The organism is Parasaccharibacter sp. TMW 2.1884 (assembly GCF_023337695.1).
Classification (GTDB): Bacteria; Pseudomonadota; Alphaproteobacteria; order Acetobacterales; family Acetobacteraceae; genus Bombella; species Bombella apis.
On sequence record NZ_QORR01000002.1, the window covers coordinates 251552 to 273683 of the forward strand.

A 22132-nucleotide genomic window follows, 5' to 3' on the forward strand; every position below is an offset into this window, starting at 1 on the left:
CACCATCACCTGTTGCATCTGGGAAGTTACCTCAGGTGTGCGACAGGCGGCATGAAATCGCAAGGGGCCGGGTTGCATATTTTCCGGCCCGACCTTTTATCGTGGGATGGTGTTTCAGAAAAGAAACAGGTGGGGGGGCTTCTGTTGCCCGGTGCACCCCCCGGACCGCGCTTATCGCTTATGCAGCAACAGCGAGCACCTCAGAGTTATCGTTGGCACTTGTAAAGTCAGCCCGATGACGGCGGAACAATACCGGGCAAAAAGTAGATCTTTACCATGCGTGTCGAGCCTGTTTCGTCCCCATAGCGCCAGCCTGGAAGGCTGATGGTGGAGACGCCGGGCACTGCCCCCGGGTCCACAACACTTATTCCATCTACCGTTTATCGCCATAGCCAAGGCCGAAGCCTCCGGCAGGGACAAATATAGGCAGTTATGTCCGGTATGGCAAGGTGAAACGGGCCTTCCCTTCTGCCATCTGGGCGGTTACATCTGTCACCGTTATGGTTACATTCAGTAGCTGGGGGAGGTGGATGGCCGTGCTGATCCACTTCCGTGGATAATAGCCCGGCACAGCCAGATGAGCGGGAGAGAAGTCATGGCCCTGACAGACGAGCAGCGTTCCGAAATAGAGGCCGTGCGTGCCGCCCCCAACCAGACGGTGCGGCCGACCGTTCCGGCCATGGAGGCACTTCTTTTTGAGCCTTTCCCGCTGCTGGATCATGGTTTCATCCGTGTCGTGGACTATATGGGGGATGATTCGGCTGTCGTGCAGGCGGCCCGTGTGTCCTACGGCAAAGGAACACGGAAGACGTCGGAAGATGCCGGGCTCATCCGCTATCTGATGCGGCATCGTCACTCCACACCGTTTGAAATGTGCGAGATCAAGTTTCACGTGAAACTGCCACTTTTTGTCGCCCGGCAGTGGATTCGTCACCGCATGGCCAGCGTGAATGAATATTCTGCCCGGTATTCCGTACTGGACAGGGAGTTCTATCTGCCCGATGCCACGCAGATTGCTGCGCAGAGCAAGGTCAACAATCAGGGGCGGGGCGAGACCCTCAGCGCAGAGACAGCGGCAGAGGTGCTGTCCATTCTCCAGCGGGATGCCCTGCAATGTTATGGCGACTATGAGCAGCTGCTCGACCCGGAGGGGCTGGGTGTGGCCCGGGAACTGGCCCGCATCAATCTGACACTCAACACCTACACGCAGTGGTACTGGAAGATTGACCTCCATAATCTGATGCATTTTCTGGCGCTGCGGTCCGACCCACATGCCCAGTATGAAATCCGTGTCTATGCCCAGAAGATGATCGAGATTCTCAAGGCATGGGTACCGCATACAGCACAGGCTTTTGAGGATTATCGCCTCGGAGCTTACAGCTTCTCTGCCGGGATGCTGAAGGTGCTGCGCCGCCGCCTTGCCGGGGAGAGTGTCACGCAGGAAACATCCGGCCTGACGAAGCGGGAATGGACAGAGATGCAGGCTGTTCTGGAGGGCTGAGACGTGTCCGGCTCTGACCTTTTCCCTGAAGAGGAAGACCGGCCTGCTGGTCCTGTCCCGGATTCAGCGGCTTTGCTGGAGGAAGGGCGCCGGTTCCAGCGGGAGACGGGTATCCCGCCTCTTCTGGGTCACAGGCCACGTTTTCTGCCATGGGTGCTGCTGGCAGCCCTGCTCATGCTTGTCTCTCTGGGTATTGAGATTTTCTGGCCCCTGCCGGGGCGGCATGGCCCCCTGCCTGTTTGTGGGCAAGGGGCGGTGGAGACAGTTTCCTGTCAGAAACCGGCTGCGGTTCCATCTGCCCGCTGATGGAGCGGACGGTCAGGGCTGGCGGGCAGTGCTGCGCCCCTGAGCCCCGAGTACACGGAAACTGTCTGTCAGCCGTTGGATGAAACTGTCCTCTCCGGCCTTCATCCAGGTACGGATGTCGTACTGTTTTTTCAGTGGCCGCCCCGTTACGGGTGAGACCTGATGGGCGAAGGCTTCTTCATGTTCCTGCATGTAACGGGCCACACCTTGTGCGTAGGCGAACTGGGTGTCTGTATCGATGTTGAATTTGAAGACCCCGAAGCTGACAGCCTGTTTTATGGCGTCTTCATCCGATCCAGACCCGCCATGGAAGACCAGAGGAACAGGATTGGGGCCCGTCTGGAGCCGCTCGGCCACGAGAGCCTGGGACCTGCGGAGTATGTCCGGGCGGAGGCGGACATTGCCGGGGGCGTAGACTCCGTGAACATTCCCGAATGAGGCAGCGATGGAAAGCATCCCCAGAGGGGATAGGGTCTTCCATGCGGTCAGAACCTCTTCCGGACTTGTATAGAGGGAGGGATGGTCAGCCGGTCCGGTGCCATGCAGCTCGTTGCCAATGCCGTCTTCTTCTCCCCCCGTGATTCCCAGTTCGATCTCAAGGCCGATTCCCAGAGGGGACAGTTTTTTCATCAGGGTCGCTGCCGTGGCGATGTTGTCGGCGACCGGTTCTGTCGAGAGGTCGAGCATGTGGGAGGAGAACAGGGGTTGGCCTGTCTGTTCGTGGTGGTGGCGGCTTTCTTCCACGAGCCCGTCAATCCAGCCCAGCAGGGGACGGTTGGCGTGGTCCGTATGGAGGATGACGGCTACCCCGTAATGGCGGGCCAGAAGATGGACATGCCGTGCCAGAGCCACAGCCCCCAGAATCCGGGCCTGCTGCTCATCCGGCAGGGACTGGCCAGCGTAGAAGCGGGCCCCTCCGGCGGAAATCTGGATGATGATGTCAGCCCTGTTGGCCCGTGCTGCGGCAAGAGCTGCATTGGCAGTGGATGAACTGCTGACATTGACAGCCGGAAGGGCATAGCCCCCTATCTGGCAGGCCCGGAGCAGGGTACGGTATGCACCGCCAGTGGCCACACCCGGCGGAATGGCCGACATGCTGTTGGCAGGGAGTGCGGTGGAGGGGGGTGTCATGAATCCTCTTGGGTGGAGCTGGAGAAGGGGGAACGTGGCAGAGGTAGCCTGTTCTGCCAGTCTGATATACATACTGTCTGTAAATAGGACTATAAAGGTCCAAAAGTGGTAGAGTTGCGTTAGAGGGTGCTCATTCCATCGGGTATCTGATAAGAGAGGCGTTCATGACACAGAATGATCTTATGATGATTGAAACTGAAGATACTCCCAACCCGGCGACACTGAAATTTTTGCCGGGTCGTGACGTGACGGGCGACCGGTCCCCTGTCGATTTTGCAGAGGCCGGGGTCGTGGCGGGGCGTTCTGCTCTGGCAGATGTTCTTTTTGGCATGGCCGAGGTGAAGCGTGTCTTCCTGGGAAGTGATTTTGTTTCTGTCACGAAGGATGATGGAGCCGACTGGGATGCACTGCGTCCGCAGGTGCTGGTGGCCCTGACAGATTTCTTCAAAAGCGGGAAGCCAGCCCTTGCAGAAGACATCGCTGCCCCGGAGGCTGACATCTTTCCCGAGGACAGCGAGATCGTGGCCCGGGTGAAGGAGCTTCTGGATACACGGGTCCGTCCGGCCGTGGCCAGCGATGGGGGGGACATAGTCTTCCGTGGTTATCGGGAAGGTGTCGTCTATCTGAGCATGCAGGGCGCCTGCTCTGGCTGTCCGTCTTCCAAGGCTACATTGCGGCACGGCGTGGAGAACATGCTCCGTCACTACATCCCGGAGGTGACGGCGGTTGAACCTGTAGAGGAGTAAAAGCTGATGACATCATCACCAGCCCCGGAGGGGCAGTCGGCAGAAGGAGAGGTCTCCAGCCCTGTTCTGGCCGAGGAGCTTTTTACACGCTGCCGCACGGCAGACTGTTTTTCTGACCGGCCAGTGGGTGATGATGTCCTGCATCGTCTTTACGATCTGCTCAGGATGGGGCCAACATCGGGCAACTGCTCACCGGCCCGCTTCGCTTTCCTGAAGACGGAAGAGGCCCGGCAGAAAATCCGGCCTGCCCTGTCTCTGGGCAATGCGGAGATGGCCATGACGGCGCCGGTGCTGGTTGTTGTCGGGTATGATCCCCTGTTTTTCGAGAAATTCGAGACTCTCAACCCCATGCCCGGCCTGCGGGACTGGTATGCGGCTGATGTCGGGCTGAGTGACGAGACGGCGTTTCGCAACGGTACCCTTCAGGGGGCCTATCTTATCATGGCAGCCCGTGCGTTGGGGCTGGCTGTGCGGCCCATGTCCGGCTTTGATGCCGTGATGGTGGAGGAGGAATGTTTCCGCAAGCAGGGCTGGCGGGCCAATTTCCTCGTGGCACTGGGTTATCCCGGGGGGGAAGTATCTTCTCCCCGGGCGCCCCGCCTGCCTTATGAGGAAGTCTGCCTGTGGCTGTGATGCCGGGGCGGTGTCTCGTCATGAACGGGGCGGGAGCCGGACGGGGGCAGAGCAATCTGATCGCCCTGCTGGAACATGGCCAGGTGGTGGATGAACAGGTGCTGTCCGGGCGTGGTGCTTCGGAACGTTTTGCTCCGGCCGTGCAGGCCATGTTGGCCCGGGCCGGTTGGAAAGAACCACCGGAGATGGTGGTGGCTGTGGTTGGCCCGGGCTCTTTTACGGGGTTGAGAGCGTCTCTTTCCCTTGCTGCCGGGTTGGTCCGGGGATGGTCCTGTCGGGGCGTAGGTGTTCGGCTGGGTGATGCACTGCGGGCGACCATGAAGCATGATGAGGCCACTATCCTGTGCCTTGCCCGTCGGGGGCGGGTTTTTGTGGATGCGCCGGGGCGGGAGGCCTGTGCCCTGCCGGTAGGCGAGATTCAGCCGGGGAGCTGGCCGGTCGTGGCAGGTGATGCCGTCCATGGGGATGATGCCTTGCCGGAGCTGAGTGGCCAGACAGGCTGTGGTGTTCTGGGGAGTAACGTGGTCCGCCTGCCTCATGCCGCTCCGACGGCGGAAGGCATTTTCAGGGCCGCCTGCCAGAGTCTGGATGATGGGACGGTCGAGGCCTACCCGCTTGAACCCCTTTATGTGGACCCCCCGGAGGCAAAACCCCCGGCAGGTGGTCTGAGACCGGCACCGCAGTGATGTCTGGCACGGGCTGTCCGGACAGGGCGGATCATGATGGCCAGAGGGAGGTCCGGTCGGACGTGCAGGGGCCTGAGCTGGTGGCTGTGGGGCCAGAGGCAGCCCGTGTCGTGTCGGCCCTGCATCATGCGGCCTTTTCGGGACGTGACCCTTGGGATGAGGCTGCCTGCGGGCAGATTTTGGCCCTGCCGGGTGTGGAGGCCTGGCTGGTTTGCGTGAGTGATGTTCCTGTGGGTTTCATCATCAGTCGTCATGTGCTGGATGAAGGTGAGGTCCTGTCTCTGGGGGTGCATCCACAATGGCAGCGGCAGGGGCTGGCGCATCGGTTGCTCTCCCATCTCATCAATCGGGCCCGACAGGAGGCAGCCACCCTGTTTCTGGAAGTGCGGCTCAGTAATGAAGCCGCTTTTGCCTTGTATGGGCGGTGCGGCTTTCAGCAGATAGCGGTGCGGCGTCGTTATTACGACGATGGTGAGGATGCCCGTCTTTTGAGGTGGTCGCCCTGACAGGTCATACCCTGTCTTCTTTTGCATGGCACGACGTATGGGCCGTGTAATGCTGGAATAGCTGTTGAACAAGGGGCGGTCAGGCTGTGTGGTATGCCTGTAATGGCAGGTCATCATGTATATGATCTTGCAGCTGTTATGTTCTTGTAACGTCTTTCCTTGTCTGCTCCAGGTAACAGCCTTCTATAAGACTTGTCATGTCATTCATGATGAATATTCCTTATAAAACAGCATGATCTTTGTAGGGCGCCTGTATTTCCCTGTGATAAATGGTGTTATTTGAGCGCAGGCGGAAGGGAGAAGTTCTCTTATGTAATGTCGTGATTTTGTAAGAATTTCTGTCTATGTTGTGGATTTTCTTATCTTATCAACAAGTGTTTACTATTACAGAAACGGTTTTTCTTGTTGTCTTTTTCTACAATCCGTTATAGGTCGAACTAAATTTCTTGGGAGATAGGTTTTTTATGTCGTCGTCTGAGACAGAAACACAGGCCCTGCGTCAGCTGACAGCACAGATCGTCACGGCGTATGTGAGCAGTCATGATGTTGCTGCCGAAACTCTGCCGGACCTTGTCCGTTCGGTGCACGGTGCCCTTGCAGGGGCCGGTGTTGCCGTGGAGGCAGAGCCCGAAAAACCGGTACCGGCCGTACCGCCCCGCAAGTCGGTCTTCCCCGATTATATCATTTGCCTGGAAGACGGTAAAAAGCTGAAGCTGCTGCGCCGTCACCTCAAGACAGCCTACAACATGACACCGCAGGAATATCGTGAGCGTTGGGGGCTGCCGCCGGAATATCCGATGGTTGCTCCCAACTATGCCAATCATCGTTCTTCCCTTGCACGGCGCATCGGCCTTGGCCGTCGCCGTGAAGGGAGCGAGGGGTAATCAGGATGGTCTGTCCTGTTTCTCAGGACAGACCCGGTTGAGTCTGCATGATGGAGGAGGTGCGTTTCGTATTATGATGTGGATTGGACAAACCGTATCATAATCGGATAGATCATCAGTATGGTGATGAGCACAAAAAAAATGGGGCGCGAGGGTGCTGCGTCCGGGGATACTGTGGGTGATTCGCCCATTGCACGTCTCTGCGTCAAGCATGGTCTGAAGATGACCGGACAGCGGCGGGTGATTGCCCGTGTCCTTTCGGAGGCGGAGGATCATCCGGATGTGGAGGAGCTGTACCGCCGTGCTTCGGAACTGGACAGCCGCATTTCCGTTGCTACCGTTTATCGGACAGTCCGCCTGCTGGAAGAAAAAGGAATTCTGGAACGCCGGGATTTTGGCGGGGGCCGTGCCCGCTACGAAGCCAGTGAAAATGGGCATCATTATCATTTGATTGATATTGATAGTGGTAACGTCATCGAATTCGAGAATGATGAACTGGTCGGCCTGCTGGCGAAAATTGCTGCGGAACTGGGGTTTGATCTCATGTCTCACCGGGCGGAGCTTTTCGGACGGCGTACGGCACCCGAAAAGAAGAAAGATGCCGCTCCCGAGGATGGGAACAGGTCCAGTCCAACAGGCCGGGCATAAGGAGTGACTGATTTCGTATGACCGGGAAGAGGCCGTCAGATACCATTGGGGATGCATGCATCCCTTCCTGTAATGCAGAGCAGCCGGAGGCGGGGGGATTCATCAGCAGCGAGAAAACGCAGCGGCAGATGGATACCCTGGCGACTCTTGCCCTGAACCGTGAAGGCGGTTTTCAGGAACTGCGTGGCGGCAGCTTGGGTGTCAGGCTTGCCACGACGGAAGAAGAGATCCGTGCGGCACAGGCCCTGCGTTATCGTGTGTTCTTTGACGAGATGGGGGCTCATCCCAGTGAGGAGGCCCTGCGGACCCGTCTGGATTCTGACCGCTTCGACGAGATTGCAGATCACCTTCTTGTGGTGGACCATGCCCGTGGTGGTGGTGCAGACAGCGTGGTGGGGACGTATCGTCTGCTGCGTTCCGATTCGTTGGGGGAAGGTGGCCGTTTCTATACGGCAGATGAGTATGACATCTCCTGTCTGACAGATTTCCCCGGTCGCCTTCTGGAGGTCGGGCGGTCCTGTGTGGCACGGGATTACCGTGGTCGTGCGGCCATGCAGCTGCTCTGGCGGGGCATAGCCTCCTATATCTTCCTGCACAGGATTGACGTGCTGTTTGGCTGTGCCAGCCTGCATGGGACATCACCGGATACGATGAGTGATGAGCTGACATGGCTGTATCACAACCATCTGGCGCCGCCCGCCCTGCGGGTTCGGGCCCTGCCAGAGCGCTATGTCAGCATGTGCCGGACAGACCCTGCCACGCTGGACCGCCGCACCTGCCTCAGCAAGCTGCCGCCCCTCATCAAGGGGTATCTGCGTCTTGGTGGGTATGTTGGTGATGGTGCCGTGGTGGATGAACAGTTCAACACCACGGATGTGGCTGTGCTCGTCAAGAGTGAGCTGCTGGCTGACAAATATTACCGTCATTATGAGCGTCGTCTGAAGGACGCACTGGATTAACAAGGGATTTCCATGGTGGTGAAGGCATTGTGCTCCCTTCCACAGCAGGGAGGGTGGCGCGGCGCCGTCTTCATGTTGGTTCTGGGGGCGGTGGCAGCGTTGGCTCTGCCACCGCTCTGTTTTTTTCCGATTCTGCCTTTGGCATTGGGGCTGTTCTACAAGGCTGTCTGTGCCGCACCGGGGCACCGTCAGGCTGCCCTGTGGGGATTCCTTTTCGGGATGGGGTATCATACGGCGGGTCTTTACTGGCTGACCAATGCAATCCTGACCCGGGTGCATGAGTTCTGGTGGGTGGTGCCTTTTGCAGCGCCTGGTGTTGCGCTGCTCATTGCACCTCTCGTGATGGTTCCGGCCCTGCTCTGTCGCTCCGTACCGCCGGGCTGGCCACGTGTGGCGATGTTCGCCGGGAGCTGGACGTTGGCCGACATGGCCCGGGTTTTCTATTTTTCCGGTTTCCCCTGGAATCCTCTGGGCAGTGCGCTGGAAGTCCCAGGATGGCTGGGGGATTGGCTCATTCAGCCAGCGTCCCTGATCGGTGTGGATGGGCTGACGCTTCTGCTGGTGCTGGCTTCACTGGCCGTATGGCAGGGACGGCGGGGGCTGCTGGCCGTGGTCGCCTGTGCAGGTCTCTGGTGTGGCTGGGGTGCATGGCGTGCTGGGCATGAGGCCGTTCTGCCGGGGCATGTCAATCCGGCTGTCGTGGTTGTGCAGGGCAACGTGACAGAAGATGAGGTGCTGGGGCGGGATGATGCGGTTTCACAGTTCCGGTCTTATCTGGAGCTGACAGCGCAGGGCGTGAGAGATGCGCAGCGCCTGGTGCCGGGACGCCCGGCTGTTGTCGTCTGGCCGGAATCTGCTTTCCCCGGTCTTCTGGAGGAGGAAGGCTGGGCAAGGCAGGCCATTGCCGCCGCTGCCTCCGGGGCACCGGTATTGCTTGGGTCGGACAGGCGTGCCGCCGGTGTGGATCGCTGGTACAATAGCCTGATGGCTCTGGCCCCGGATGGACACATAGAGGCCATTTATGACAAAAGCCGTCTGGTTCCGTTTGGAGAGTATGACCCTTGGATACTGCCCTTCCACCTGCTGCCGGCCGAGGTGGTGCCGGGCCCGGGGTTGATAACCTGGAACCTGCCACAGGTTGGTCGTGTCGGTCCCATGGTCTGTTATGAGATCGTGTTTTCTGGTGGTGTTGTGGCACCGGGGCAGCGGCCAGACTGGCTGCTGACGATCTCCAACGATGCCTGGTATGGCAACAGTGCCGGGCCGAGGCAGCATCTGGCGACAGGGCGGCTGCGTGCCGTGGAAGAAGGGTTGCCGGTTGTTTTTGTCAATAACCGTGGTGTGTCTGCCATTTATGATGCCCGTGGCAGGGAAGTTGGGCGAACGGAATGGGGCAGGGAACAGGTGCTTGTACGCCCTCTTCCGGGACCGGAAGCAAAAACATTTTTTGCTTTGCTGGGGCGCTGGATACCGGTGCTGATGTCTCTGCTGTTTGTGGGGGCCGCTCTCGTCGGGCGGTGGTTTTATGAAGAGGGCAGATCGGTGTAGCCTGAAAAAATTGAAAATATAATTTATTGTTAACCACTATCGATGAAGAGTAGAAACCTTTTGACCTGATTTTTATTGAGGTTCGTGATTGATGACAGAACTAGCGTCGTTTGTCGATGCACATGTTGGCAAACGTATCCGGCTTCTTCGGGGGCTGCGGAAATTTTCACAGGAAAAACTGGCCAAGGCACTTGGTATCACTTTTCAGCAGGTTCAGAAATATGAGCGTGGGGCAAACCGCGTCGGGGCGGGTCGTCTGTACGAGCTGGCCCAGGTTCTTGAAGTGCCGGTAGGTTTCTTTTTTGACGAGCTGGATGGTTTCGCCAGTCCCGCAGCAGGACCGGGGAATCTTCAGGAAGAACAGGCTCCCTTCCAGAAGGATGATGGGGGCGGGGAGAAAATGGCTGAGGCCCCTCAGGAGAAAAATGGGAGCGGTATAGAGCTGCTCATGTTGCCGGAAACAATGGAACTGGCACAGGCCTATTACAGTATCCGGGAGGAGAAGATCCGTCAGCAGCTCATGAATTTCATCCGGGATGTGGCCAGACGGTCCAGATGAGGGGGGGGAAGCGGAGAGGGCTACTCTCGCCGCAGGATGGCATCGTTGAGAAAGGCGCTGAAGCGCCCGGCCCTGTAGGCGTTCCGTAGCGCTTCTTCGTCATATTCCTGTTTCACCCAGTCGATGAAAGGCAGACGACCTTCTGCCGTTTTCTGGTAGAGCTGGAAAAAGGCATCCAGAATTCCCGTGCGGGACCGACGGAAATGCAGGAAGCGCCAGTGCAGATGCTTCAGGGCATTTTCGGCCGTTCCACCTTCAAAGAGGATCACCAGTCCGCTGGCAAGCCCGGCCCTGTCCGCTCCGGACTTGCAATGTAGCAGCAGGGGGAACCGGGCTTTTTCATAGAGCTCATGGAAGCGGAGAATACGGTCCTTGTGGGGGGCATTGCGGCTCTCGAAGGCCATGTCGAGATAGGGGAGGTCCAGTCTCTGGCAGGCCTCCCGCCCCAGGGCATCGGCACCACATTGCCGGTGTCCCCGCAGGTTGATGACCATGACAAGCCCCAATGTCCTGCGCCAGCGGTGCAGTCGGCCCGGTGTGGGATGGTTGCTGCGCCAGACACGTCCCGGCACGACAGGGGCCAGATTTGTCCAGACCAGCCGGAAGATGGCATGGTCCACAAACAGGGCGTCATGCCAGGCGCGCAGCCGCCGTGCAGGGGTGGAAAGGGTACCTTTGAACATGCCTGTTCTTTTCACGCCTGTGGGTCTTCGTCAATTGGGCAGAAGTGCTATAGGGTGAAGGTCATGAGGCTGCCTTTTCCCCCTGTCCTGTCTGTCCGTCCGGTATGCCGGGTCCTGTGGCCCTGTCTGCTGGGCTGTACCCTGATGACAGGCTGTGCGACGGAAGAAGAAGATGCCCCTGTCCGGCACCTGCCCAAAGCGGACATGACGGAGGCCTATCCCAGAAAACCGTTCCGGGAGCTTCATCATCCCATGCCGCCTTATTCAGGCGGGATGGTGCCCATGGTGCAGGCCATACAGCCCACGCCAGATGAAATTTCCGGTCGGACTGTTCATACGGCTGAAGGTGGCAGCGCTGGTGGTGATGATCTGCCGCATTTCCCTGCACAGACCCATACCGAGGCGTCTTACGGGGCTCCTGCACCTAGGCAGAAATAGATTGGCGATCCGTCAGGGACGGGTAGGAATCAGTCCTCCAGTTTCGTGGCCTGTTCCGGCAGCATGACGGGGATGCCATCCCGTACGGGAAAGGCCAGTCCGGCCCGGGGACTGATGATGCTGTTGCTGGCCGGTTCGTAATGCACGGGGCCTTTCGTGACGGGGCAGACGAGGCGGGCCAGCAGTTCTGGGGATGGAGAGGTGTGGGTCATGATGATTTTTCAGTCCATGCGGTTGGGGGCGAAGGGTACCTGAAAGCACCCTGAGACAGGGAACCAGCCTTACATGATGGCATGCTCATCGCCTAGCGGGACAGTTCGTCCAGAAGGTGGCTGGCCCGTTCCGTCGTGTCCGGGCATTCCAGCAGTTTCTGTTTCACCCCGGCGGAGAAGGGGAGCAGCATGGGCAGCATCGTCAGCAGGGTGTTGTCGTCCAGTTTCTTCAGATTTTCCCAGTTGATGGCCATGGCATGGCGCTCGCCATAGTTTTTCAGGACGATGGAAAGATCTTCACGGTCGAGATTCAGGGAAGGGTTCTCCAGCAGGTCGTGGGAGAAAGGCATGGCATTGATGCGCCCTTCCCGCCAGCCCCTGTCAGTCAGCCTGTCCTGTAGCAGGCGGAAGCGGCAGACCCCTGTAAGGGTGATGAAGAACTGTCCGCTTTCCTGCTCCATGAAGGAGGTTACCCGCCCTATGGTGCCGACATGCTCCAGTGGAGGGGCCATGTCGCCGTAACGGGCCGTCTCGGAGGGCTGGATGATGCCGATGAGCCGATGCTGGGCGAGGCAGTCTTCCAGAAGGGTCAGGTAGCGGGGTTCAAAGATGGTCAGGGGAAGCTGCCCCTGCGGCAGAAGAATCGTGCTGCCCAGGGGCAGCAGGCCGATTCGGGGGGGCAGGTCCGCTAGTGTCATGTCTGTCAGGACGGGGATCCGGCGTCTGGAGCCGCAGGGTGTGTCATGGGCAGGGTGGTGGGCATCAGGCATGGGGCGTCTCCTCCAGCGGGGCAGGCAGGGACTGCATCATGGATGGACCATTTCCCTGCATATGGTCGTGTCTGTGCCGGATCATCCGGTCATGAGAATAACAGGGAGGACAGTTTGCGCCGTGCCGCCAGGGTGGCGGGGTCTGCCATGCCCCAGGCTTCAAAAAATTTCAGAAGTTCGGCCCTGGCAGCCTGTCCGGCTCCTTCCCTGTCCCGGGCGATGATGTCCAGCAGGCGCTGGGCCGCTTCCTCCCGCTGGCCCGTGCCATTCAGTGCTTTGGCCAGCTCTGTCTGAAGGGCGGCATCGTCAGGGGACTGCTCCAGTTTCTGGCGGATTTCATCGATCCTTCCGGCACTGTCCCGGCCTTCCTGATAGAGTTTCAGGCTGCTCAGGGCGCTGGTGATCAGGGGCTCCCCGCCAATGGATTCGGGAATCTGGGAGGCTGCTTCTTCTGCGCCTTCCGGGTCATCCATGGCGATCATGCAGCGGATCAGCCCAGCCCACCCTGCCGGATGCTCCGGTTCACTTTCCAGCACGGCGGCGTAGAGGTTGGTGGCCTCAGCCAGCTCACCTTCTTTGAGAGCGGAGTCAGCCATTTTCAGCTGTTCGGCAACGGGCATGGCCTGCCCGCTGTCCTTCAGGAGCTGTTCAATGAAGGCCCGGATACCGCTTTCCGGCTGTACACCTTGCAGGAGGTCCCGTACCTGCCCCTGCCAGAAGGCAACCACTACCGGGATGGACTGTATGGGCAGGCCCATCTGCACCAGCTGGCTGACCAGCGGCCGGTTGGCGGTTACATCCAGCCGTACCAGCTTCACCCGGCCTTCCGTGGTCTGGACGAGTTTTTCCAGCACGGGGGAGAGCTTTTTGCAGGAAGCGGATGAGGCCGCCCAGAACTCCACAAGAACCGGCGTGTTCCTGCTGGCCTCGACAACCTGTTCCATGAAGTTTGACTGGTCCACCTCCATGGTTCGGGAGGGGCTGCTGGAGGGGAAAAGGGCTTCTGTCATGGTCGGCAACCTCTGTCAGCTGGCGGGGGAGTCTGTCACAATCGCTCCAGTTAAAATTGTTTCCACAGGGCATGGAGGCAAGGGGGGCAGAACCTTCAAAAAAGGAAAATAAAAATGTGTTGGGGGGGATTGCGTCGGGAGCTTCTTTGAGGCATAAGCCTCCCACCGACAGCATGCGGGCGTAGCTCAGGGGTAGAGCACAACCTTGCCAAGGTTGGGGTCGAGGGTTCGAATCCCTTCGCCCGCTCCAGATTTCAGGGTCTGGAGAGCTGCTGGTGACAATGTGATGCGGGCGTAGCTCAGGGGTAGAGCACAACCTTGCCAAGGTTGGGGTCGAGGGTTCGAATCCCTTCGCCCGCTCCAGAAAGACGGAAGAACCACTTTGCCGGATCGGGTGAGGTGGTTTTTTTGTGTCTGCCGTTTTTCCCGGTCCTGCTGAATGGACAAAAAAAACGGACAGTCCCCGAAGGGACTGCCCGACTTTCCAGCAGCAGTAAAGATTACTTCTTTGCCGCAGCAATGGCGGCTTCGATGACCTTGCCAGCCTCGGCCTTGTCGCCCCAGCCGGAAACCTTCACCCATTTGTTGGGCTCGAGGTCCTTGTAACGCTCGAAGAAGTGGGCGATGGCCTTCAGCGTGATTTCCGGCAGCTGGTCGAGAGAGTCGATCTTGCTGAACTGCGGATGAATCTTGTCATGCGGTACGCAGATCAGCTTTTCGTCCTGTCCGCTTTCATCTTCCATCTTCAGCACGCCGATCGGGCGGGAGCGGATGACACTGCCGGGGAGGACATCAGCCGGGGTCAGGACCAGCGCATCCACCGGGTCACCATCAGCGGCCAGCGTGTTGGGGATGAAGCCATAGGCTGCCGGATAGGCCATCGGCGTGAAGAGGAAACGGTCCACGAAGATGGCGCCGCTGTCCTTGTCCACTTCGTACTTGACCTGGGACCCCTGTGGAATCTCGATCACGACGTTGATGTCATGCGGCACATCCTTGCCGGGGGAAATCTTGGTAACGTCCATCGTCTGCTCCATCCGTGTCTGTGGGTGATGTGATGGGCGCATTATTAATGAATATGCCCGGTGTTGTATATGTGTATTGCCTGCGGCCTCTCTGCTGCGGTGAAGTCGGGAAAAAGAAAGCGCATTATTTGCCCTGTCAGGCGTGTTTTTGCCCCGCAGGGGCTTGAAAAAAAACTGCGTATGAGCGATGTGGCGAAATGTCTGTGCGCCTGTAGCTCAATTGGTTAGAGCTGGCCGCTCATAACGGCTAGGTTGCGGGTTCGAGTCCTGCCGGGCGCAGGTGACGCCTCCATGCATGTGGAGCCGCCTGTATTTGTTGGGAAACGCCCCGGGCGAGAGGGGGCACAGTCCTGCTTCCTGCCTTTTCGTTCGTGTGTTCTAGAGGAGACCGTTCCATGGCCGCCTATCAGTATGTCTATGTCATGAAGGACGTCACAAAGTCCTATCCGGGCGGCCGTGAGGTGTTCAAGGGGATCACGCTCTCCTTCCTGCCGGGGGTGAAGATCGGTATCCTCGGGGTGAACGGCGCAGGTAAGTCCACCCTGCTGAAGATCATGGCTGGAATCGAGAAAGAATTCGGCGGTGAGGCCTGGGCTGCCGAAGGTGTCCGCATCGGCTATCTGGAGCAGGAGCCGCAGCTGGACCCGAACCTGACCGTGGGCGAGAACGCTGCACAGGGCTTCGGTGCGCTGAAGAAGGCCGTGGAGCGTTTCAATGAAATCTCCATGAAGTTTGCCGAGCCCATGTCCGATGAGGAGATGAACGACCTTCTCGCCGAGCAGGCCGAGCTTCAGGAAAAGATTGATGCCGAGGATGGCTGGGAGCTGGACCGTCATCTGGAGATCGCTCTGGATGCGCTGCGCTGCCCCCCGGCGGACAGCCCGGTGGACAAGCTCTCCGGTGGTGAGAAGCGCCGTGTGGCCCTGTGCCGCCTGCTGCTGGAGAAGCCCGACATCCTGCTGCTCGATGAGCCGACCAACCATCTGGACGCCGAGAGCGTGGCATGGCTCGAAAAGACCCTGCGTGAGTACAAGGGCACCGTGATGGTCATTACCCATGACCGTTACTTCCTCGACAACGTCACCAACTGGATTCTTGAGATCGAGCGTGGCCGTGGCTATCCGTTCGAGGGCAATTACTCGTCCTGGCTGGAGCAGAAGCGCAAGCGGCTGGCTCAGGAAGAGAAAGAGGAAAGCTCCCGCCAGCGTGCCCTCGCAGCGGAACAGCAGTGGATCGCCAGCTCGCCCAAGGCCCGCCAGGCCAAGAGCAAGGCCCGTATCACCCGTTATGAGGAAATGCTGGCTGCCGGGCAGGAAGCTGCTGGAGGCACGGCGGACATCGTCATCACGCCCGGTCCCCGTCTGGGGCAGACGGTCATCGAGGCCGAGAATCTCTGCAAGGGCTTTGGTGATCGTCAGCTGATCGACAATCTCAATTTCAAGCTGCCGCCGGGTGGCATCGTGGGGGTCATCGGGCCGAATGGTGCTGGCAAGTCCACACTCTTCAAGATGATCACCGGGCAGGAACAGCCTGATTCAGGCTCCCTGAAGATCGGCGATACGGTCAAGCTGGGCTATGTTGACCAGTCCCGTAATGATCTGGACGACAGCAAGACCGTCTGGGAAGAAATCTCCGGCGGAACGGACGTCATCCATCTGGGCAAGCGTGCCGTGCCGTCCCGTGCCTATGTCGGGGCTTTCAACTTCAAGGGGCCGGACCAGCAGAAGCGTCTGGGCGTCCTCTCCGGTGGTGAGCGCAACCGTGTCCATCTGGCCAAGATGCTCAAGGAGGACAACAACGTCCTGCTGCTCGACGAACCGACCAACGATCTGGATGTCGATACGCTCCGTGCGCTGGAGGATGCTCTGGAATCCTTCGCAGGCTGCGCCGTGGTCATCAGCCATGACCGCTGGTTCCTCGACCGTCTGGCCACGCATATCCTCGCTTTTGAGGGGGACAGCCACGTGGAGTGGTTCGAAGGCAACTTCCAGCAGTACGAGGAAGACAAACGCCGCCGTCTGGGGCCTGATTCCACGGAGCCGAGCCGCATCCGTTACCGCCCCATCGCCCGCTGATCGCCGTCCGGGCGGCATGTTGTGCTAGGCAATGAGCTGCGGACAGCCCGCCTGATCCTCCGCCCGGTCAACTGGCCGGACATGGAGGACATGGCACGGCTGAAAGCGGATGTCGGGGCGTTCGGGGCCATGCTGGGTGGTGTGCGGACCCGTGTCCGGGCGGAAGCCGAGATGGCCGAGGATGTGGCTTTCTGGGCCGAGCGGGGCATCGGCATCTTTTCCATTTTTGAGGAGGGGCGTTTTGTCGGCATGACGGGCGTGCATGAACGCCCCGATGGCCGGGGAATCGGCCTGCGTTTTGCCCTGTTCCCATGGGCTGCCGGGCGTGGCATCGCCCGTGAGGCCGCTGGTACGGCCCTCACCTTTGTTCTGGATGCGGGGGTGGAGCGTGTCGTTGCCGTCGCCCGTGAGGATAACCGGCCTTCCCGCATCGTGCTGGGTAGCATCGGCATGAGTCTGCTTGACCAGTTCGAGCGGGACGGGCACATCATGCTTCTGTATGAAAAGAGGCGGATGCTGTTCCAGTGGTGAATGGCACCGCCCCGGTCAGGGGCAGGCAACAGGGAAGCCGGGACGATGACGACGCACATATTCATTGATGGTGAGGCAGGCACGACAGGCCTGGGGATTCGCCGCCGTGTCGAGGCCGTGGCTGATCGTCATGACCTGAAGCTGCTGAGCATCGATCCTGCCCAGCGGAAGGATCCGCAGGCCCGTCGTGCCCTCATGGCGCAGGCTGATATCACCGTGTTGTGTCTGCCGGACGATGCCGCCCGTGAGGCCGTGGCCCTTGGCCAGGATACCGGGACACGGTTTCTGGATGCCAGCACGGCCCATCGTGTGCATCCAGACTGGGTCTATGGCCTGCCGGAGCTGGATGCCACCCAGCCGGAACGGATCAGGAAGGCCCGGTTCGTCAGCAATCCCGGCTGTTATGCGACGGGTGCCATCGCCCTGCTGAGGCCGCTGGTTCAGGCAGGACTGCTGCCGGTGGACGCCCATGTGTCCATCAATGCGGTGTCCGGTTATAGCGGCGGTGGCCGCACGATGATCGAGCAGCAGGAAGAGGCGGGTGGCCCGGCCTTTTTCCTTTATGGCCTGAATCTTCAGCACAAGCATCTGCCGGAAATGACGCAGTATAGCGGTCTGACACGCAATCCGCTGTTCGTGCCGTCTGTCGGGCATTTCCCGCAGGGGATGATCGTGTCCATTCCGCTGCATCTGGTATCTCTCCCCGGGGTACCGATGATCGAGGACGTCACGGCTGTTCTCAGAGAGTTCTACAGGGATGCGAAAACCATCCGTGTTGTGGAGTCCGAGCCGAAGCTGGTGGCTGAAGCCATGGCGGGCCGGGATGACATGGAGCTGCGTGTGAGTGGCCATAGCGGGCAGGCCCTTCTGACAGCGTCTCTGGACAATCTTGGCAAGGGGGCTTCCGGTGCGGCCATGCGTAACATCCTGTTGATGAGTGGGCAGGACATCACCTGAAGGGTCGGGCAGCCTATCCGATTTTTTTTCGGGCCGCTCTCTGGCCCTTTGTGCCGGGATATCTTATAAGCAGGACGTTTTCTGCGCCCCATGGGGCGCAGGCAGATCATGGGCGAGAGTGGCGGAACTGGTAGACGCAGTCGGCTCAAAATCGACCGCCGCAAGGCATAGGGGTTCGAGTCCCCTCTTTCGCACCATTTTTACAGGTCATGACAGTAGGGTGATGTGGCGGCCTGGCCTGGATGAGCTGGCTTGACCCCTTCTGGTGCCTGTGACACCTAGGAAAAAAGTAACCGTTTGCCGTGAGGGGCCGCTGTCGCCTGCCTGTGGTGGGGACGTATGGTTTCTTGCGCCTTCTGAATCATGGATGACCTGCCAATCATGACCGCAGCCAAGCCTTCGCACCGTCCTCAGCGGCCCTATTTTTCATCCGGCCCATGTGTCAAACGTCCGGGCTGGACACCAGAGGCCCTGAAGGGGGCCTTCCTCGGGCGGTCCCATCGTGCGGCAGAGGGACGGGCACGGCTCCATGAGGTCATCACCCGGTCGGTGGCCCTGCTGGGCATACCGGAGGACTGGCAGGTCGGCATCGTGCCGGCCTCCGATACGGGGGCCGTGGAGATGATTCTCTGGGCACTGGCAGGCCAGCGAGGCATGGATGTCCTGTCCTTTGAGAGCTTTTCTGGCACGTGGGCGCAGGACCTGAAGGACATCCTGAAGCTGGAAGACCTGCGTGTTCTGGAGGCTCCCTATGGCGAGCTTCCTGACATGGCGCAGATCGACTGGTCCCGTGATGTGGTGCTGACATGGAATGGCACGACATCAGGTGTCTGCATCCCCTCCGTGGAGAGCGTTCCGGCGCAGCATGATGGCCTCGTGATCTGTGATGCCACCTCGGCGGCCTTTGCGATGGACCTGCCGTGGGACCGGCTGGATGTCGTCACATGGTCCTGGCAGAAGGCCCTGGGCGGTGAGGCAGCTCATGGCATGGTGGCCCTCAGCCCGAAGGCGGTCCGGCGGCTGGAAGAAGGCAGCCAGAGGCCGCTGCCCAAGATTTTCCGCCTGACCAATAAAAAAGGGCTGAATGAGGCCATCTTCCGGGGGGACACCATCAACACGCCGTCCATGCTTTGCGTGGAGGATGCGCTGGATGGTCTGCGCTGGGCTGAGTCCGTTGGTGGACTGGAGGCCCTGAAGGCCCGTTCCCGCAAGAATCTGTCCGTCGTGGAACGCTGGGTAGCGGCCCGTGACTGGGTAGCTTTCCTCAGTGAGAAGAAAGAGACACGGTCCTGCACCTCCATCTGCCTGAAGATCATCGCTCCGTGGTTCGAGGCACTGGATGATGCGGCACGGTCCAAGGTCATCAAGACCATGACGGGCCTGCTGGAGGAGGAAAAGGCCGGATACGATCTGGCCGGTTATCGTGATGCGCCCGCCGGTCTGCGCATCTGGGGCGGAGCCACGGTGGAAGCCGAGGATATTGAGGCCCTTCTGCCCTGGCTGGACTGGGCTTTTGCCCGTATTGAAGAGAAGTTTGCTGCGTCATGATCAACGGTCCCGAGACATCCAGTCCCGCCCTGCTGCCGATGGGGTTCGTGGACCTTCTCCCTGCCGAGGCAGAGGCAGAGGCCCGTGGCCTTGCTGAAGTGATGGACGTGTTTTCGTGCCATGGGTATGAGCGTGTCCGTCCGCCTCTGCTGGAGTTTGAAGGCTCCCTGCTGAGCGGGGCCGGTGAAGCCCTGGCGGAGCAGAGTTTCCGTCTGCTGGACCCGTCCTCTCATCGGATGATGGCCCTGCGGCCGGACATGACGACCCAGATTGCCCGCATTGCTGCGGTGCGGATGCAGGATAGTCCCCGCCCGCTGCGTCTCTCCTATGCGGGGGATTGTGTGGTGATCGGCACGCTCGGTCGTGAGGGACAGCGGCAGATATCGCAGGCCGGGATTGAGCTGATTGGCCCGGACAGGGCCGAGGCGGATGCCGAGGTGATCGCCCTCGGAGCAGAGGCTCTGGCCCGTCTGGGTATTGCCAATGTGTCCTTCGACCTTTCCATGCCTGTCATGATCTGGAGCCTGATTGAGGACAGTTTCTCTGGCGTCGAGCGGGACAGCATCATTCATGCTCTGGACAGGCGGGATGCAGCCGCCGTGCGGGACTGTGGCGGCCCGTGGGCGGAGCTTCTTCTGGGCATGATGGCGGCTGTTGGCCCTGCCGCCATCGCTCTGGAAAAGCTGGCGATGCTGGACTTCCCCGACATGCTGAAACCTCATGTCGAACGGCTGAAGGCTGATGTGGCGGCGATTCTGGCCCGTCTGCCGGATGCCCGCCTGACAGTGGACCCGGTGGATTTCCGGGGCTGGCGGTACCATACGGGGGTCTGCGTGACGGTTTTTGCCATGCATTCCCGTGAGGAGCTGGGACGTGGCGGCCGCTATCTGGCCGGGGAGGAGCCCGCCTGCGGGCTGACCCTCAACCCCCATGCCTTTTTGCGGGTTGCGGAAAAGCCGAAGCGGCGGCAGCGCTGCCTCGTTCCGCCCGTAATGGCGCAGAAAGACTTGTCCAGCCTGCATGAGGCAGGCTATGCCACGATCGCATCGCTTGGGGAATCAGGCGAGATGGAGCAGGAGGCGCATCATCTGCGGTGCAGCCATATCTGGAAAGATGGAAAACCCGTCGTACTGGCACGCTGAGGTGCAGGCAGGGGCCGCCATCGTGAGACGTTGAGGGAAGACATTCTTATGGCCAATGTTACCGTAATCGGAACCCAGTGGGGCGATGAGGGTAAAGGCAAGATCGTTGACTGGCTGGCCAGCCGGGCCGATATCGTTGTCCGCTTTCAGGGCGGGCACAATGCCGGCCATACGCTGGTCGTGAACGATCAGGTCTACAAGCTTTCCCTGCTTCCTTCCGGTCTGGTTGGCGGGAAGATTGGCGTCATCGGCAATGGCGTGGTGGTGGACCCCAAGGCCCTGATGAGCGAGATCGACCGTGTGACGGAACAGGGACTGACCGTCACGCCGGAAACGCTCTGGATCGCCGAGACGGCCCCTCTCATCCTGCCCCTGCATGGTGCGCTGGACCGTGCCCGTGAGGTTGCCCGTGGCAACCACAAGATCGGCACGACAGGCCGTGGCATTGGTCCGGCCTATGAGGACAAGGTGGCCCGCCGGGCCATCCGCATCTGCGATCTGTCCGAGCCTGAAACGCTGGACTGGAAGATCGACGAGCTGCTGCTCCACCACAACACGCTTCTGGCCGGTCTGGGAGCGGAAACCTTCACCAAGCAGCAGATTCTGGACTTCCTGAAGGAGATCACGCCCCGTCTCCTGCCCTATGCCTGCTGTGCGTGGGACCGTCTGGCCGAGGCGGACCGGGCTGGCAAGCGCATCCTCTTCGAGGGGGCACAGGCTGTCATGCTGGATGTGGACCACGGGACCTATCCTTTCGTGACAAGCTCCAACACGGTGGCGGCCATTGCGGCTTCCGGCAGCGGCATGAGCCCGAAATCCGTCGGGTTCGTGCTGGGCATTGCCAAGGCTTACACAACCCGTGTTGGTGAAGGGCCTTTCCCTTCCGAGCTGTTTGATGAGGTCGGAAAGGGCATGGCCGAACGTGGGCGTGAGTTCGGGACCGTAACGGGTCGTCCCCGCCGCTGTGGCTGGTTCGATGCGGCCATGGTCCGCCGGGCCGTGCGTGTTGGTGGCGTGAGTGGCGTGGCCCTGACGAAGCTGGACATTCTGGATGGCATGAAGGAAGTGTCCATCTGCGTCGGTTATGAGCTGGACGGCCAGAAGATTGACAGTTTCCCCTCCGCACCGGGGGCCCAGGCCCGTGTGAAGCCCATTCTGGAGACCATGCCGGGCTGGAATGAGACAACCGGTGGTGCCCGTTCCTGGGCAGAACTGCCGGCGCAGGCCATCAAGTATGTCCGCCGCATTGAGGAGCTGATCGGCACGCCGGTCACTCTGCTGTCCACCAGCCCGGAACGTGAGGACACCATCCTTGTGACGGACCCTTTCGAGGGCTGATCAGTCGTCAGGTCATGTTGGATGAAGGCCAGCCCTGTAGAGGCTGGCCTTTTTATTTTGATCGAATGACAGCTTTCTTCAGGCGGGAAGAGATAAAAAAAAGGAGTGTCCAGTTTCTGGGCACTCCCTTTTCTGTCTGATGTCCTGTTGAGGAGAGCCTGACTGCCGTTCAGGCCTTGTTGTCGGGAAACAGCCTGTCCAGCAGTTTCTTCAAAACCTTTCCGACAACGACAGTCATGACTGTTTCGACCGCAAATCTCAAAAGTGCTCTGAACATGAGAAAATGCCTCCTTCTG

General features: G+C 59.9%; 24 protein-coding genes, 4 tRNA genes and 1 other RNA gene. 22 read left to right on the plus strand and 7 right to left on the minus strand.

The features are described from left to right. Positions 1–128: 128 nt before the first annotated feature. Positions 129–452: a transfer-messenger RNA gene (gene ssrA / locus DTI93_RS05345) on the minus strand. 143 nt (positions 453–595) lie between these two features. Here ssrA and thyX point away from each other — a divergent pair. Both thyX and DTI93_RS05355 read left to right on the plus strand, forming a co-directional pair. Beyond that, positions 596–1501 carry an FAD-dependent thymidylate synthase gene (gene thyX / locus DTI93_RS05350; protein ID WP_043558921.1) on the plus strand — a complete coding sequence of 302 codons (906 nt, stop codon included), beginning with the start codon at positions 596–598 and terminating at the stop codon, positions 1499–1501. Positions 1502–1504: 3 nt separating this feature from the next. Continuing rightward, the gene (locus DTI93_RS05355; RefSeq protein WP_043558918.1) at positions 1505–1807 is read left to right on the plus strand and encodes a hypothetical protein; all 303 of its coding nucleotides are present in this window, start codon (positions 1505–1507) and stop codon (positions 1805–1807) included. Between the two features lie 12 nt (positions 1808–1819). On the opposite strand, the gene fbaA is transcribed toward DTI93_RS05355, so the two are convergent. Then, a complete protein-coding gene (fbaA, locus tag DTI93_RS05360; protein WP_249079889.1) occupies positions 1820–2938 on the minus strand; it encodes a class II fructose-bisphosphate aldolase in 1119 nt (372 codons plus the stop codon). A gap of 182 nt (positions 2939–3120) precedes the next feature. Here fbaA and DTI93_RS05365 point away from each other — a divergent pair, with 182 nt between their 5' ends. The 9 genes from DTI93_RS05365 to DTI93_RS05405 all read left to right on the plus strand — a co-directional run bounded on the left by DTI93_RS05365 (position 3121) and on the right by DTI93_RS05405 (position 10107). Further along, a complete protein-coding gene (locus tag DTI93_RS05365; RefSeq protein ID WP_043559316.1) occupies positions 3121–3684 on the plus strand; it encodes a NifU family protein in 564 nt (187 codons plus the stop codon). 6 nt (positions 3685–3690) lie between these two features. Next, on the plus strand, positions 3691–4317 hold the full coding sequence (locus tag DTI93_RS05370; protein WP_249079890.1) for a malonic semialdehyde reductase: 627 nt from the start codon (positions 3691–3693) through the stop codon (positions 4315–4317). Then, a complete protein-coding gene (gene tsaB, locus DTI93_RS05375) occupies positions 4317–5003 on the plus strand; it encodes a tRNA (adenosine(37)-N6)-threonylcarbamoyltransferase complex dimerization subunit type 1 TsaB (RefSeq protein ID WP_249079905.1) in 687 nt (228 codons plus the stop codon). Before DTI93_RS05370 ends, tsaB begins: the two co-directional genes overlap by 1 nt. Beyond that, the gene (rimI, locus tag DTI93_RS05380; protein WP_249079891.1) at positions 5003–5509 is read left to right on the plus strand and encodes a ribosomal protein S18-alanine N-acetyltransferase; all 507 of its coding nucleotides are present in this window, start codon (positions 5003–5005) and stop codon (positions 5507–5509) included. Before tsaB ends, rimI begins: the two co-directional genes overlap by 1 nt. Positions 5510–5973: 464 nt before the next feature. Further along, positions 5974–6393: a MucR family transcriptional regulator gene (locus tag DTI93_RS05385; RefSeq protein ID WP_043558914.1), complete on the plus strand. Its 420-nt coding sequence runs from the start codon at positions 5974–5976 to the stop codon at positions 6391–6393. 120 nt (positions 6394–6513) lie between these two features. Further along, positions 6514–7041 carry a Fur family transcriptional regulator gene (locus tag DTI93_RS05390; protein WP_043558908.1) on the plus strand — a complete coding sequence of 176 codons (528 nt, stop codon included), beginning with the start codon at positions 6514–6516 and terminating at the stop codon, positions 7039–7041. A 128-nt stretch (positions 7042–7169) separates the two neighbouring features. Beyond that, positions 7170–8000, plus strand: a complete 831-nt coding sequence (locus tag DTI93_RS05395; RefSeq protein WP_154981090.1) for a GNAT family N-acetyltransferase — start codon at positions 7170–7172, stop codon at positions 7998–8000. A gap of 12 nt (positions 8001–8012) precedes the next feature. Beyond that, entirely contained in the window at positions 8013–9548 is a 1536-nt protein-coding gene (gene lnt / locus DTI93_RS05400) for an apolipoprotein N-acyltransferase (protein WP_249079892.1), read from the plus strand. Positions 9549–9639: 91 nt separating this feature from the next. Then, a complete protein-coding gene (locus DTI93_RS05405; RefSeq protein ID WP_043558903.1) occupies positions 9640–10107 on the plus strand; it encodes a helix-turn-helix domain-containing protein in 468 nt (155 codons plus the stop codon). A gap of 20 nt (positions 10108–10127) precedes the next feature. Here the strand turns inward: DTI93_RS05405 and DTI93_RS05410 are convergent, their stop codons facing one another. Further along, on the minus strand, positions 10128–10790 hold the full coding sequence (locus DTI93_RS05410) for a tyrosine-protein phosphatase (protein ID WP_043558901.1): 663 nt from the start codon (positions 10788–10790) through the stop codon (positions 10128–10130). Between the two features lie 63 nt (positions 10791–10853). Here DTI93_RS05410 and DTI93_RS05415 point away from each other — a divergent pair, with 63 nt between their 5' ends. Then, on the plus strand, positions 10854–11228 hold the full coding sequence (locus DTI93_RS05415; protein ID WP_249079893.1) for a hypothetical protein: 375 nt from the start codon (positions 10854–10856) through the stop codon (positions 11226–11228). A 29-nt stretch (positions 11229–11257) separates the two neighbouring features. Here DTI93_RS05415 and DTI93_RS05420 read toward each other — a convergent pair whose 3' ends face one another. The 3 genes from DTI93_RS05420 to DTI93_RS05430 all read right to left on the minus strand — a co-directional run bounded on the left by DTI93_RS05420 (position 11258) and on the right by DTI93_RS05430 (position 13220). Further along, entirely contained in the window at positions 11258–11440 is a 183-nt protein-coding gene (locus tag DTI93_RS05420; protein WP_249079894.1) for a Trm112 family protein, read from the minus strand. Between the two features lie 92 nt (positions 11441–11532). After that, positions 11533–12210 (minus strand): LON peptidase substrate-binding domain-containing protein, encoded by a 678-nt coding sequence (locus tag DTI93_RS05425; protein WP_043558892.1) that lies wholly within the window; start codon positions 12208–12210, stop codon positions 11533–11535. Between the two features lie 89 nt (positions 12211–12299). Next, positions 12300–13220 carry a tetratricopeptide repeat protein gene (locus DTI93_RS05430; protein WP_081562898.1) on the minus strand — a complete coding sequence of 307 codons (921 nt, stop codon included), beginning with the start codon at positions 13218–13220 and terminating at the stop codon, positions 12300–12302. A gap of 175 nt (positions 13221–13395) precedes the next feature. On the opposite strand from DTI93_RS05430, the gene DTI93_RS05435 reads away from it, so the two are divergent. After that, a tRNA-Gly gene (locus DTI93_RS05435) sits at positions 13396–13470 on the plus strand. Between the two features lie 38 nt (positions 13471–13508). Next, positions 13509–13583: transfer RNA gene (locus DTI93_RS05440), tRNA-Gly, on the plus strand. A 137-nt stretch (positions 13584–13720) separates the two neighbouring features. Here DTI93_RS05440 and ppa read toward each other — a convergent pair. Next, on the minus strand, positions 13721–14245 hold the full coding sequence (gene ppa, locus DTI93_RS05445) for an inorganic diphosphatase (RefSeq protein ID WP_043559301.1): 525 nt from the start codon (positions 14243–14245) through the stop codon (positions 13721–13723). Positions 14246–14450: 205 nt separating this feature from the next. Between ppa and DTI93_RS05450 the strand changes: the two genes are divergently transcribed. The 8 genes from DTI93_RS05450 to DTI93_RS05485 all read left to right on the plus strand — a co-directional run bounded on the left by DTI93_RS05450 (position 14451) and on the right by DTI93_RS05485 (position 21836). Then, positions 14451–14524, plus strand: a tRNA-Ile gene (locus tag DTI93_RS05450). A gap of 116 nt (positions 14525–14640) precedes the next feature. After that, positions 14641–16320 (plus strand): energy-dependent translational throttle protein EttA, encoded by a 1680-nt coding sequence (gene ettA / locus DTI93_RS05455; protein ID WP_043558883.1) that lies wholly within the window; start codon positions 14641–14643, stop codon positions 16318–16320. Positions 16321–16341: 21 nt separating this feature from the next. Further along, positions 16342–16851, plus strand: a complete 510-nt coding sequence (locus DTI93_RS05460) for a GNAT family N-acetyltransferase (RefSeq protein WP_043558880.1) — start codon at positions 16342–16344, stop codon at positions 16849–16851. A gap of 45 nt (positions 16852–16896) precedes the next feature. After that, positions 16897–17808, plus strand: coding sequence for an N-acetyl-gamma-glutamyl-phosphate reductase (gene argC, locus DTI93_RS05465; RefSeq protein WP_086441984.1), 912 nt, complete (start codon positions 16897–16899; stop codon positions 17806–17808). A gap of 112 nt (positions 17809–17920) precedes the next feature. Further along, positions 17921–18005: transfer RNA gene (locus DTI93_RS05470), tRNA-Leu, on the plus strand. 184 nt (positions 18006–18189) lie between these two features. Beyond that, positions 18190–19356 (plus strand): phosphoserine transaminase, encoded by a 1167-nt coding sequence (locus DTI93_RS05475; protein ID WP_249079895.1) that lies wholly within the window; start codon positions 18190–18192, stop codon positions 19354–19356. After that, on the plus strand, positions 19353–20498 hold the full coding sequence (locus DTI93_RS05480) for an ATP phosphoribosyltransferase regulatory subunit (RefSeq protein ID WP_043558877.1): 1146 nt from the start codon (positions 19353–19355) through the stop codon (positions 20496–20498). Before DTI93_RS05475 ends, DTI93_RS05480 begins: the two co-directional genes overlap by 4 nt. 48 nt (positions 20499–20546) lie before the next feature. Further along, the gene (locus DTI93_RS05485) at positions 20547–21836 is read left to right on the plus strand and encodes an adenylosuccinate synthase (protein ID WP_043558873.1); all 1290 of its coding nucleotides are present in this window, start codon (positions 20547–20549) and stop codon (positions 21834–21836) included. Positions 21837–22132 lie beyond the last annotated feature (296 nt).